11 protein-coding genes are annotated in these 12,862 nt (G+C 68.3%); 7 read left to right on the top strand and 4 right to left on the bottom strand.

What is annotated here, in order from left to right; translation table 11 throughout:
* The first annotated feature begins 204 nt into the window (after positions 1-204).
* Positions 205-1,050 carry a hypothetical protein gene (locus tag EP7_RS16300; RefSeq protein ID WP_463522536.1) on the top strand — a complete coding sequence of 282 codons (846 nt, stop codon included), beginning with the start codon at positions 205-207 and terminating at the stop codon, positions 1,048-1,050.
* Positions 1,051-1,059: 9 nt separating this feature from the next.
* On the opposite strand, the gene EP7_RS16295 is transcribed toward EP7_RS16300, so the two are convergent.
* Entirely contained in the window at positions 1,060-2,331 is a 1,272-nt protein-coding gene (locus EP7_RS16295) for a hybrid sensor histidine kinase/response regulator (protein ID WP_463522534.1), read from the bottom strand.
* Positions 2,332-2,464: 133 nt separating this feature from the next.
* Positions 2,465-3,136 carry a 5-oxoprolinase subunit B family protein gene (locus EP7_RS16290; RefSeq protein ID WP_463522532.1) on the bottom strand — a complete coding sequence of 224 codons (672 nt, stop codon included), beginning with the start codon at positions 3,134-3,136 and terminating at the stop codon, positions 2,465-2,467.
* Positions 3,137-3,261: 125 nt separating this feature from the next.
* Between EP7_RS16290 and EP7_RS16285 the strand changes: the two genes are divergently transcribed.
* Positions 3,262-4,467 (top strand): hypothetical protein, encoded by a 1,206-nt coding sequence (locus EP7_RS16285; RefSeq protein ID WP_463522530.1) that lies wholly within the window; start codon positions 3,262-3,264, stop codon positions 4,465-4,467.
* Here EP7_RS16285 and EP7_RS16280 read toward each other — a convergent pair.
* Positions 4,394-5,839 (bottom strand): glycosyltransferase family 39 protein, encoded by a 1,446-nt coding sequence (locus EP7_RS16280; protein WP_463522528.1) that lies wholly within the window; start codon positions 5,837-5,839, stop codon positions 4,394-4,396. The two genes, EP7_RS16285 and EP7_RS16280, sit on opposite strands and share 74 nt — an antisense overlap.
* A 250-nt stretch (positions 5,840-6,089) precedes the next feature.
* On the opposite strand from EP7_RS16280, the gene EP7_RS16275 reads away from it, so the two are divergent.
* Positions 6,090-6,881, top strand: coding sequence for an enoyl-ACP reductase FabI (locus EP7_RS16275; protein WP_463522527.1), 792 nt, complete (start codon positions 6,090-6,092; stop codon positions 6,879-6,881).
* Between the two features lie 40 nt (positions 6,882-6,921).
* Complete coding sequence (locus tag EP7_RS16270; protein ID WP_463522526.1) at positions 6,922-7,335, top strand: (deoxy)nucleoside triphosphate pyrophosphohydrolase; 414 nt, start codon at positions 6,922-6,924, stop codon at positions 7,333-7,335.
* Between the two features lie 13 nt (positions 7,336-7,348).
* Here the strand turns inward: EP7_RS16270 and EP7_RS16265 are convergent, their stop codons facing one another.
* A complete protein-coding gene (locus EP7_RS16265) occupies positions 7,349-8,458 on the bottom strand; it encodes a 3-keto-alpha-glucoside-1,2-lyase-like domain-containing protein (protein ID WP_463522525.1) in 1,110 nt (369 codons plus the stop codon).
* Between the two features lie 304 nt (positions 8,459-8,762).
* On the opposite strand from EP7_RS16265, the gene EP7_RS16260 reads away from it, so the two are divergent.
* From EP7_RS16260 to EP7_RS16250, 3 genes are read left to right on the top strand one after another with little or no spacing between them, the layout of a single operon-like run.
* Positions 8,763-10,880 carry an outer membrane protein assembly factor BamB family protein gene (locus tag EP7_RS16260; protein WP_463522523.1) on the top strand — a complete coding sequence of 706 codons (2,118 nt, stop codon included), beginning with the start codon at positions 8,763-8,765 and terminating at the stop codon, positions 10,878-10,880.
* Positions 10,873-11,763 carry an SIMPL domain-containing protein gene (locus EP7_RS16255; RefSeq protein WP_463522521.1) on the top strand — a complete coding sequence of 297 codons (891 nt, stop codon included), beginning with the start codon at positions 10,873-10,875 and terminating at the stop codon, positions 11,761-11,763. Before EP7_RS16260 ends, EP7_RS16255 begins: the two co-directional genes overlap by 8 nt.
* Positions 11,760-12,860: a prenyltransferase/squalene oxidase repeat-containing protein gene (locus tag EP7_RS16250; protein WP_463522519.1), complete on the top strand. Its 1,101-nt coding sequence runs from the start codon at positions 11,760-11,762 to the stop codon at positions 12,858-12,860. The genes EP7_RS16255 and EP7_RS16250 overlap by 4 nt, the downstream gene beginning before the upstream one ends.
* Positions 12,861-12,862: the final 2 nt, after the last annotated feature.

Genomic DNA, 12,862 nt, shown 5'->3' with positions numbered 1-12,862 from the left:
GCGTTGGATCGGCTTGAAGGGATGCAAACGGCATAATCTCGCGATTAGGACCGCGTCAGTTTGGCAGCGGGGTATAGTTCGCATGAGGGCATAGCCGGGACGGATTCGGCCTCGGGTCGACCCCGGATGATCGCCAAGGTCGGAAGTATCGGACGTCCACGGCCTCGGTCACGGGCGGACGGCCATCAGAAGAAGGGATCGGAGATGGAACCTCGACGGCCCGCGATCGTCCCCGCGACGCTCGGACTGCTGCTGTTCGCCGGCCATGCCTGCCTCGCGGGCGACCACCTGCGACACAAAGCGGCCGCGCCGGCTTATTCGTACGCGGTGCAGCCGATGGCCGTCGCCCAGGCCCCGCTGACGTATTACCAGGCCCCGGCCGTCACCTATTCCGCCGCCCCGACGGTGACCTATTCCCAGGCCCCGACCGTGATGGCCGCACCGACGGTGGTGACCTATTCCCAGGCGCCGACCGTCACGACTTACACGCTGACCACGACCGGCTCGGCGCCGGCGGCGGGCTTTGCCCCGGCGGTCTCGGGACGCCTGGGGCTCTCGAATTTCCAGCGCCAGGCGATCCTGCAAGACCTGCGCGACTTCAGGGGGACGGAGACGACGGCCTCGGGTCGGATCCGCGAGCTGGTCGAGCAGGGCCAGGAACTCTACCTGGCCGCGGTCCAGCAGAAAGACCCCGACCTGGCCGAGCTGAGCGCCGAGCAGAATCAGGACGTCGAGTCGATGGTCGAGGCGGCCCTCTCCGCGCAGACGTCGGCCGCGGCCCCCGCGCCAGCGTCGAGCCTGCTGGCCCACGCGCCGGCGGCTTCCTCTCCCTTTGCCGCGTTTCCGCAGGCAGTCCCCTACCCCACTTACAGCTATGGCTACGCCCAGGCGCCGGTCGTGACCCAGCCGTTGCAGTATGCCCCGCAGGCCGCGCCGGTCGTGCAGTATGCCCCGCAGGGTGCACCCCTGGTTCACGTGGGCAACCTGATCCCCAGGACCCGGCACTTCCACCCGAACCAGCCGCCCGTCTACAAGTACAAAGGCCTCTGAGCGGTGTCCTCAGCCGGGGTCGCCCGGCTGGCTGACGGGCAGGATGATGGAGAAGGTGGTCCCCTTGCCTTCCTCGGTCGTCAGCTCGATCCGCCCGCCGTGCTCGGAGACAATGTTGTAGCTGATCCAGAGCCCCAGGCCGGTCCCGACCCCCTGGGGCTTCGTCGTGAAGAAGGGGTCGTAGATCCTCCCGCGGATCGACTCGGGGATGCCGGGGCCGTCGTCCTTGATGACGAACTCGACCTCGCCCCCCTCGCCCCGGGCCGAGGTCGACACCTCGATCGTGTTGCCGGGCCCCACGGCCTGGATCGCATTCATCAGAATATTCAATAAGACCTGATTCAGCTTGCCGGCGAAGCACCAGATGAGTGGGGGCTGGCCCAGGTCGAGGGCGAGGTGCACCCCCTTCTGGCGGATGTGGTAGCGGACCAGCTCCAGCGTGGTGAGCACCGCCTCGTTGGGGTCGATCTGCTTGCGGTCGGCCTCGTCCAGCCTGGAGAAGTCACGCAGGCCCGAGACGATCTCGCGGACCCGCTGCAAGCCCTGGCGCGACGACTTCAGAAGCCGGTCGAGGTTCTCCATCGTGTAGGCCAGGTCGACGACCTCCTCGCGGTCGAGGATCTCCTGCGGCGTCGCGGCTCCCAGGTGCGCCCGATAGGCCTGCGTGATCTCGGCGAGGTGGCGGACGTCGCGGTCGAGCACCGCGATATTATTGCTGACGTAGGCGAGCGGGTTGTTGATCTCGTGGGCGACGCCGGCGACGAGCTGGCCCAGGCTGGCCATCTTCTCGCTCTGGACGAGCTGTGCCTGGGCCTCCTGGAGCTGCCGCATGGCCACCATCAGCTCGCCATTGCGGGTCCGAAGCTCGTCCTCGGCCTTGCGGCGGGCCAGCTCCAGCCAGTGCCGCTTAAGCGACCCTTGCACGGCCGAGGCCACCCGCGGAGTGTGCAGCTCGTCCTTGGTGACGTAGTCGGAGGCCCCACGCTTCAGCAAGTCCACGGCCACGCTGGCCGAGCCGCCGCCGGTGACGACGACGACCGGGATCTCCAGGTTCAGGGTGTCGCGGATCGCCCTGAGGACCTCGTCGCCGTTCATCCTCGGCAGGTGGAAGTCGAGTATGACCAGGCCGAACTTCTCCCGGTCCAGGCGATCGAGGCCCGACTCGCCCGAGTCGGCGAAGCTCAGGTCGTAGTCGCGCAAGGTGTGGCGGTAAATCGACTGGTCGGTCTTGCTGTCTTCGATGACCAGGACGCGCGGTCGCTGCTCGGCGGCGAGGTCCATCGTCGGTGGTCCCGGGTAAGAGCTGGCCCGGACGACGTCGGCGACGTCCGCGAGCCCGACGAGTCGGCCATCGGCTCTGGTCTCGGCGAATTCTACCAATCGAGACCCCAGTCGCCAAATCGGCCGGCCACGCTCAAGGGGGCTCGGTCCCGAGATCCAGGCCCAGCAGGCGGTCGAACTCGGCCCGATCGATCGCCCGGAATCGGAGCGAGTCGCCGGCGCGGATCGGGAAGAAGCCGCGTTCGAGATCGGCGATCGTCAGCGGCGTCCGGCCCAGCAGGTGCCAGCCTCCGGGCGAAGGGGCCGGATAGATGCCCGTCTGCCGGCCCGCGATCGCCACCGAACCGGCCGGCACCACCGTCCTCGGCCGATCCCGGCGAGGGAGGCCCGCGAGCCCTTCCGGCAGATATCCTGCATACGGGAAACCGGGCTGGAACCCGACCGCGAAGACGCGGTATTCGGCCGAGACGTGCCGCCCGATGACCTCGTCGACGCTCAGCCCCACGCGTCCCGCGACGTCGGCCAAGTCGTCGCCGTCGTACAGCACGGGCACCACGATCCGATGCGCATCGGTCGTCTCATCCGCCCTGTCAGCGACCGTCAATCGGCCGAGCCATTCGCCCACTTCGGCGGGGTCGGCCAGGTCGGGGTCGACGTAGACGGCGGCCGACCGGTAGGCGAGGACAAGGTCGACCACACCGGGCCGGGCCGCGGCGCGGGCGGCCCCGGCCCAGGCTGCCGCGTCGGCCTCGGAGTCGAATCGGGCGAGCCAGGCTCGGTCACCGAGCGGTTGGATTCGAGGCATCGGAAGAGTCTCGGACGGGGATGCGCCCTGTCGGGCCGAGCTCGAACGTTCTAACATGAGGGGATGGGCTGCGCCTCGAACCCTCGTCCACCGAGGCCGCGGCCGTCCAGTCGGGGGGCACGTCCATGTCTGCCTTGATGCTGCTCGCGATCTCAACCCTGGGTGCCGCTCCGGCGGCCGACCAGGTCACGCTCCGGGACGGGGTTGTCGTGCCGGGGGTCATCATCCAGGTTTCGCCCCGGGGTGGGCCAACCCTGATCGTCGAGCGAGGCTGGGCCAAGGCCAACGCCCCGAAGTGGCTCGAAGGCTGGGAGCGGGCCGAGGCACCCTCCACGCTCGCCGCTTCGAAGCAGAGGCGGAAACGACTGGACGACTGGGCCGCCGAACGTCACTCGGCCGGGGCCGACGACGCGATTTCCAACTGGATCGAGGCGCAGCGAGCCCGGGCCGACAATTCCGCGGCCCAATCGCCTCTTCTGGTCGCCAGGATCCTGAGGGGCGACATACGGACCATCGCCCGTGCTCCCATCGCCTCGACCAGGCTGCTGAAGCTGGCCTGGTCGTCGGGCATCCACGACGCGGCGAGCCTGGACGCAGATCAGCTGAAACAGGCCCTGGAAGGGCGCGGGGTCTCGGCGACGCGGATGGCCGAGCCCAACCTCTCGGCGCTCTTGCCCCCGCAGACGGAGTCGGACGCCGAGTGGCTGGCTCGCAGGGCTGCGACCGAGGTGGCCAACGATGATGGCCTTCGTTACCTGAGGCACGGCGAGATCTTGCTGCCCGAACCCGCGGCCGGCGAGATGCCATCGCCCCTCGAAGGGCTCTCGTCCGTGACGGGCGCGTTGAAGTCGCTGCTGTCCGATGTCGCACCTGTCGACCCCCTGCCCGCCAAACTGCGCGAGGCCGAGGCACGCGGCCGGGTCGGCGTGCTCGTCACCAAGCTGGACGTGGCACCCGACAACTCCGGCGTCCAGGTGCAGGCGACGCTCTGGGCCCGACTCGGTCCCGAGAACTGGCACCAGGTGGCGACCCGGCAGGCGAGCGGCAGGCCGGGCGCCGGTGGGGCCGGCGACGGTGCCGACCTGCTGGCCGATCCCCAGGTCAAGGCGGTCTTCGGCATCGTCGAGTCCCTGAACCTGGGCGGGATTCCCGACGAGCTCAAGCGGACCAGCCTCGGCATCGGCGCGGCGACCCGGCAGGCGCTGGGCTCGGCCCGGGCCGAGATCCAGGGCGACCTCGATCGCCTGGCCCTGCCCGTCAGGGAGCGGTCACCGGACCAGGCTCCGGCCGCCTCACCAGACGCACCAGCCGCAAGCCCGGCAGCGCCTTGACCTCGCCGCTGGCCGCGAAGGGGCCGAGAAACTCGGGAGCCTGGGCGACGATCTTGCCATCGCGAACCGGCTCGGAGATCCAGGCCGAGGGGGCACTCAGAAGGTCCGAAGGCCACTCGTCGTCCTCGATCGGCCAGGCCTCGACCCGCCTCGACCCTTCGACGTAATACCGGGCCGCCTCGACCTCGACATTCTGGCTCGGGTCGCTCGAAGTCACGAGCAGCGGCTCGCTCGCGGGCCGATCCCCCAGGAACAAGGCGGCGGCACGCCAGTCGGCCTTCAAGTCGGGGGCGAAAACTCCTTGTTTCAGCGGAACGATGGTCAGAAGACTCAGGCCGCACAGGACCGCCAGCGACGTCCTCCTCGGCAGATGTGAAAGCCCCCCGGCAATTAGAAGCAGACAGGCCGGGGCCGAGAACAGGGTGTATCGGACCGGGCCGAAGAGGGGATGGCCCACCAGCGAATACAGGTAAAGGGCCGTCGGCGGCACGACGAACCAGGCGACCAGCGGCAAGGCCCTGCGGTCGATACCGGGCCTCGGCCAGGTTCCCCGGCCCAGGCAGCCCAGTGCCGCCAGGAAGACGATGCCGACCAGGGTCAGGGCATTCCCGCCGACGAACGCGATGGGCATCCCCAGCAGGAACTTGAGCGGCAGCGGGCCTGTGACCGATTCCGGATCATGGTCCAGAAAGTGCCCCAACCAGGGGGCCACCAGGGCCAGGGCGGCGGAGTGCAGGACGAACCAGCGGCGCAGGCTAAACCACGACCTTCCCGACTCCGCCAAACAGACCCCGGCCAGGGTGACCGCCATGATCAATCCGAGCGGGTGGCAATACGCGAGTGCCGCCAGTAGCACGACATAGACGACCGACCTTCCGATGCCCCGGAGCCCTCCGGGCCGGAGCACCAATGCCCAGGCAAGGCAGGTGAGCAGGGTTAGCAGGGCATACATCCGGACTTCGCGTGAGTAGACGACAAGTGGAGGGCAGATCGCCGCCAACCAGGCAGCCGCCAGCCCAGCTCGTCGGTCGAAGACGACCGTCCCGATCCAGCCGATGAGGCCAACGGTCACCACCCCACAGACGACGCTGAAGGACCGACCCGCGAGATCCGAGGTGCCGAACACCGCCAGCCATCCTTGAAGCAGGAACGGATGCAAAGGGGCCCGCGTGGCATCGGTCGCCTCCAGTCGTTCGAGCAAGGCCATCGGCCCCGATTGCCGGGCCAGGTGCATGCTGACGACCTCGTCATACCAGAGGCTCAGCCGGCCGAGGTCCAGCGATCTCAGCGCCAGCGCAACGAGGAAGAGGACTGCGGGCACCAGCCAGCGCCGCGACCCTTCGCCGGGACCGGAATCGCCCGCCTGAGCCATCCTCGCCTCCCTTTCCTGCCGGCTCAAACCGCCTCTGCGCAGGGCCTTGCGCGCGAGTGAGGTTGAGCGTCCGGCCCCCCGACGTTATCCTGAAGCCGCATCCCCGCCTAGGGGCCCGCCTGGTTCCAGGCCGGTCCCGTCGCGTCGGCCGTCATGCCCTCGGGCGTCGTCGCCCCTTGGAAGAACTCGAACGTGGCGTGCGGGCCTCGGGCCTCGCCGCCGCAAGTCCGGATAAGAAAGGAATCGACCGATGGGGTTGTTCGATGGCAAGAAGGGGATGATTCTCGGGGTCGCCAACGACTTCAGCATCGCCTGGGCGATCAGCCAGCAACTTCTCGAGCAAGGCGCGGAGCTGGGGTTCACCCACCTGCCCGGCGAGAAGATGGAGCGGCGGGTCCGCAAGCTGGCCGACCCGATTGGGGCCAAGCTCGTCACCTCCTGCGACGTGCAGAAGGACGAGGACATCGCCCGGGTCTTCGAAGAGGCCAAGGCGACCTACGGCAAGCTCGACTTCGTGCTGCACTCGATCGCGTTCGCCCCCATCGCCGACATCAAGTGCCCGTTCGTGCAGGCCAGCCGCGAAGGCTTCAAGACGGCCATGGACATCAGCGTCTACTCGCTGGCCGCCGTCTCGAAGTACGCCTCCGAGGTCATGCCCGACGGCGGCTCGATCGCCACGCTGACCTACTTCGGCGGCGAGCGCGTCGTCGAGGGGTACAACATGATGGGCGTCTGCAAGGCCGCCCTGGATGCCGCGGTGAAGTACCTGGCCTACGACCTCGGCCCCAAGAAGATCCGCGTCAACGCCATCTCCGCCGGCCCGGTCAAGACGCTGGCGGCCTCCGCCGTGGGCGACGCCAGCAAGCTCGCCGAGCTCTACGAAGCAGTCGCCCCCCTTGGTCGCAACATCACCCGCGAGGAAGTGGGCGCGGCCGGGATGTTCATCCTGTCCGACCTGGCCAGCGGCATCACCGGCGAGATCCTCCACGTCGATGGCGGCTACAACGCCATGGGCTCCCCAGGCCGCGCCATCCCGCACTGATTGATCAGGCCCGTCAGGTGATCGTTCCAGGGGTTCGCCCATGTCGAGCACGCCAGCCGAGACGCCGCTCGACGTGGGCATCGCCTTGGTCCACCGCGACGGGTCGTACCTGATTCGCCGCAGGCCCGTCGGCTCGCCCATGCCCGGTTACTGGGAATTTCCCGGCGGCAAATGCGAGCCCGGCGAGCCGCCCGAGGCCGCCACGGCCCGCGAATGCCTCGAAGAGACCGGCCTGATCGTGAGCGTCGACCGGTGCCGCCGAGTCGTCGTCCACCGGTACCCACACGGCTTCGTCCGCCTGCATTACTACCAGTGCACGCCCGAACCCGGCGCCGAGCCGGCCCTCGGCTCCGGATTCCTCTGGGCCGCCACCCGCGACCTCACGACCCACAGATTCCCCGAGGCCAATGAGCCGATCCTCGCAGACCTGGCGGCCGAGGCCTCGGCGAACTGACCGGCGACGGAATTCAGGGGGTCCGCTTCATCTCACGCTGGCCGTCACCGATCCGGAATTGGACTCCGGTCACGTTCCCCGCATCGTCCCTGGCGAACTTGAAGCGGCCGTCGGTGTGGGGCATGTCGAATTCGGTCTCGGAAATCGGCTCCAGGGCGAGCGGCCTTGGCAGGAACGGAAGCTTGATGGTCAGGTGCCCTTCCTCGCGGGCAATCGCGGCGACCGGCGCGTTGGGCTTGGCGTTCAAAAGGTAATTTCCCGCGTACTGGTCGAGGGTGGCCTGAGGCAGCGTGATGACCTTGGGGCGTGCGAGGTCGGACGCCGTTGGCGCGGGCCGCTCGGGAATCTCGCGCAGCCAGATGTTTCGGTAGCGCACGGGGTGGTCGTGGTCCTGGAGCGAGATCGGCCCTCGGTCGCCTCGATCGGCGTAAGGCTGCCACCTGAGCCAGGATGTGGGGCCAAACGGCTCTTCATTGTTCTGGATCAGAACGCCGTTGTGCAGGACGGTGATGCGCGCGGGTTCCTTCAGCTTGCCCGCCGAGTCGAATCGGGGGCGGCGGAAGGCGATGTCGTAGGTCTGCCACTCGCCGGGCGGGCGTGAGGCGTTGAACAGGGGCGGGTACTCGCCGTAGATCGCCCCCGCCTGGCCGTCGGCGTAGGTATCCGCCTTGTAAGAATCCAGCACCTGGATCTCGAACTGATCCATCAGGAAGATCCCGCTATTGCCGCGGTCCTGGCCGACCCCGTTCGGTTCCCTGGGCGAGGCCCACTCGACGTGGAGCTGGATGTCGCCGAAGCCCTGTTTCGTCTCGATCTTGCCGGCCCCGGGCAGCGTCTCCATCTGGCCGTCGACCACCTTCCAGCCCGCCGGGCCGCCTCCTGCGGATGCCTTCCAGGCGTCGAGACCGGTGCCGTCGAAGAGCACGACCGCGCCCTTGGGGGGTTTCGTCGGTGCGGCCGCCTCCGAGGGCTCGGCCACGGGCGGCTTGGGCCTGCGGATGTCGTGCTGCCTCCAGCGAGCGGGCTCGGCCCCGGGCGGGCCCACGTCGGCGGCCAGGCAGGCGACGAGGCCAGACGCGGCGAGTAAGCAGGCGAGGCCAGATCGAGGAGAGATCGAGGGCATCGGTGCGGCTCCCTGGGCAAGATGGCGTGACGGCAGTCGCGTCGGAAACTCGAACTCTATCCAGAGCCGACACCGTCCGCGACATCGCCCCGGGAAGTCTGCCCCGAGCGTCACCTCACGCTCCCATGATTTTGCTTGCAACGGTGGGGCGAATTCGTCTACAAGTGTCCTATCAATCTATTCGGAGTGAACGCCGACCGAATCTGGCTGGCGTTATCATGAAATATGGATTGCGTCGACTCGTGGCCGTGGCCCGCCCCCAGGGGCGGCCGAGCGTCAGGAAACCTCATTCCCCCGAGGTGTGATGCCCGCGATGCGCCCGCTGCTGGCAAGCTTGCTCCTCCTGCTGATCGCCGCATTCGCGCCCGGACAGGCGGTCGACGAGAAGGCCGACAAGGTCTCCAACGACCAGCCCGACCGGCCCCTCCAGATGCCTCCGGCGTCGACGGAGGTGAAGGAGGCGTTCGACGACTTCGAACGCTTCAAGCGGCGGAATGCCTGGGAGCGGGCCCTCAAGGCGCTCTTCACGATCCCCGACGAGCAGACGACCAAGTTCGTCGACGGCGAGGGGGGGTTCATCATCTCGGTGGCGCAGAAGCGGCGGGCCGTGCTCTCGAGCCTGCCGCCCGAGGGCCAGGCGGCCTATCGCCTCTTCTACGACGCCGATGCCAAGAAGCTGCTCGACGAGGCCGATGGTTCCTCGGAGAAGAAGAATCTCGAACGCGTCTATTCGGCCTACTTCGCCTCGTCCGTCGGCGACAACGCGGCCGACCGGCTGGGCGACCTGAACTTCGAGCTGGGCCACTTCGACCGGGCCGCCGAATGCTGGCTCTCCATCGTCCGCGAGCGGCCCGACACCGACCTCTCGATCGGCCTGGTCTCCCTCAAGGCCGCCCTGGCACTTTACCGGGCCGGGCGAATGGCGGAACTCGCGCAGGTCCGGACGGACCTGGCGGAACGGCACGCCGACGAGAAGGTCACGCTCGGCGGCAGGAGCGGCTCGCCGGCCGAGGTGCTCCGTCTGCTGCTCGGCGAGGAGGGCGAGAAGGCCCTTGCCGGCCCCGGCGTCGCCCAGGCCACACCAGTCGTACCCGCCCCGGACCTCGGCGACTCGGCGACGGCGTCCTGGCAGATGCGATTTGCCGACTCGGTCGAGGCGGGGATGACGCCCGCGGAGCTGGTCCAGTGGCAGGCCACCCCCCTCAGCCTGGTCGTCCCCGCGGTGGCCGTCGACGGGTCCAACATCTACGCCAACTACCTCGGCACGATCTTCGCCATCGACGCCAGGACCGGCAAGTTGCTCTGGCGCTCGGGCACGTTCCATCACGTCGACCTCTCGGCGATGCAGCAGCAGGTCCAGTTCATGGACACGAGCCGGTTCGCGGTCGTCGCCTCGGGAGAGAGCGTCTGGACGCTGGGCCGCGACCTCAAGGATCAGAACTACATGGCCCCGTTCGGCCTGACCTGCCGGCGGGCCACCAACGGCGACGTCATCTGGAACTCGACCGACCTGTCCGACTACGTTGATGTCGACCTGGTGGGGCAACCCCTGCTCGTGGGCGAGACGCTGTTCGTCGCCGCCAAGTCCGGCATGAATCAGCGGCAGCAGGGGAAGGCCGAGCAGTTCCTGGTGGCGATCCGAGGCCATGACGGCAAGCTGCTCTGGAAGGCCGAGCTGGGCGCCCTCCGGTCGGTCGAGCAGTACTGGAATCCATACCAGCAGAGTTCCTCGACCCAGCCTCAGCTCTTCTATCGGGCCGGATCGGTGTACGTGGACACGCACCTCGGCGTGCTCGCCCGCGTCACCGCCGAGACGGGCGCGATCGACTGGGGCTTCGGCTACCGGACCGATCCCGTCCAGGGGCAGAATCGGTTCTTCTTCTTCAACGGCAACATGCAGGTGGAGCCGGCGGGCTCGGGGAATCCTCCGCTGGCGGCGGGCGAACTCCTGCTGATCAAGGGGGCCCAGTCGGATCGGCTCTACGCGGTCGACCCCAACACGCAGAAGCTGGCCTGGGAACGGCCGATCGCCAGATCCACGCGGCTGCTGGCCGCGGGCGCCGGGGCTCTCTACCTGGGCGGCCCCGAGTTGGGGGAGATGAACCTGGAGACCCGCAAGCTCGGGTGGTCGTCGAAGCTCCCGGGCGGCAGCCTGAAGGGGAAGGTGCTCGCCCGGCCCGACGGGATCTGGCAGCTGACCCATCGGGGAATCTTCGAGATCGACCCCAGAACGGGCGACACTCGCAGGATCATCCGCGGCGACGACCTCGGCGTGGCCGGCGGCGACCTGATCGTGACCGACCGGATGCTGGTCTCGGTCTCCAATCGGACGATCTCGGTATATGACCGCCGCGCAGCCGGCGCCGGGGTGGCCTCAGGCGGCGGCCCCGGGTCCAACAAGGCGAGGGCATCGAATGAATAGCTCGAAGGTCGTTTTGCTCGCCCTGTCGATCGGGCTCTCCGTCGCCGCCGCGCGTTCGGAGGCGCAGTATTCCTACGGCGGGGCGGGCGGAGATTCCTCGGGCAACATCGAGGGCTTCTCGGTGGTCGGCAAGTCGTCGATCGGGGTCAAGCCGAACCTGCTGGAGATCGACCTCGAGGTCAATGCCGCCTCGGAGCTCTCCGCCGACGCGATCGTCAAATACCGCGACGCCAAGCGCAAGCTCAGCGAGGCCTTCACGGCCCTGAAGCTCGCCGACGTCAAGGTCGAGGAACGCGGCCTTCTGGTCGACCAGAAGGGGATGATGAACCAGAACTACTTCAACGGAATGCCGCAGAGCACGCGGGCCAGGACCGAGGTGCAGCTGACCCGCAAGCTGATCGTCAAGGTGTCGAACATTAGGCCGATGGACGAGGACACGCTGCTCCCGCTCATCGCCCGGCTGCTCGACGTCGCCCAGGACGCCGGGGGTAAGATCGGCGGGTCGAACAACTTCAATCCGTATTACTACAACCCCTATCAAATGAACAACCAGTCGCTCGTCCGATTCGTCGTCGATGACCTCGACGCGATCCAGGACGAGGCCTTCAAGAAGGCGATGGACGACGCCCGCGCCCGCGCCAAGCGGCTGGCGACGATGAGCGGCGTGGATCTGGGTCCGGTCCTGGCCGTCCGCGAGGTTTTCGTCCCCGGCGAACGGCCCCGGATGAATCCGTACACCGGCGAGGAGGAGGAGCGCGGCCCCCGGCGGCTCGAGGCATCGAAGTTCCAGGAGATCCCGGTCCGGGTCGAGCTGCTCGTGCGATTCGGCATCCGACCCTCGACGACGGCCAACGCCAAGCCCGAGGGGGCCGCCGCGAAATGAACACGACCGGTCGCATTGAAAGCTGGACCCGAGCCGGCCGCGCGACGCGCCGGGACGTCCTGGGCATGGGCTGCGCGGCCGCCGCCTGGCTGGCGGCGGGTGACCGCCTCGCCCGCGCGGCGGAGTCCGAAGTGCTGCCCAAGCACATCACGCCCGAGGCGCTCAAGGCCGTGGTCAAGGGGCTCGACTACCTCGCCTCGAGCCAGGCCGACGACGGGTCTTGGATCGCCGGGGGAGGGCAAGCCTATCCGGTGGCGATGGCCGGCCTGGCGGGCACGGCGATGCTGGCGCACGGCAACTCGCCCACCCGCGGCAAATACTCCAGGAACGTGCAGGGGACCGTCGAGTACCTGGTCCGCTGCGCGACGCCCACCGGCCTGATCACCGGCCCCAGCCAGGACAGCGGCCAGCCGATGCACGGGCACGGCTTCGCCCTGATGTTCCTGGCCTCCGTCTACGGGATGATCACCAAGGAGTCCTTGCGACTGAAGGTGCGCGACGCCATCCGCAAGGCGGTCGCCTTGACGAGCCAGGGCCAGAGCGCCGATGGGGGCTGGACCTACGTGCCGGGCACCGGCGACGAAGGGTCGGTGACCGTCACCCAGGTCCAGGCGCTGCGGGCCTGCCACAACGCCGGCTTCCTGGTGCCGCAGGCGGTCATTGAGGAGGCGACCAAATACCTGGAAAAGTGCCGGACCCCCGAGGGGGGAATCCAGTATTCCCTCAGGTCACCCTCCGGCCCGCGGCTGGCCATCTCCGCGGCCGCGGTGGCCACCCTGTACAACGCGGGCCAGTTCGACAGCGGGATCGCCACCGATTGCCTCAAATATGTCTGGGACCAGTACCAGGCCGTCCCGGGCTGGGATAAGGGGGGCGGCCACGCCTTCTACTCGCAGCTCTATGCGTCGCAGGGCTTTTACATGGCCGGCGACAAGTACTGGGACGCCTACTTCCCGGGCACCCGCGATGCCCTGATCGCCATGCAGGCGCCCGACGGCTCGTGGAACGGCGACGGCATCGGCCAGGTCTACGGCACGGCCATCGGCGTGATCATCCTCCAGCTCCCCTACAAATATCTGCCGGTCTTTCAACGATAGCC

The sequence above is a fragment of the Isosphaeraceae bacterium EP7 genome, from assembly GCA_038400315.1.
In the GTDB taxonomy this organism is placed as follows: domain Bacteria; phylum Planctomycetota; class Planctomycetia; order Isosphaerales; family Isosphaeraceae; genus EP7.
The sequence above is the reverse complement of the archived record's forward strand: the minus strand, read 5'-3'. Positions and strand labels throughout refer to the sequence as shown.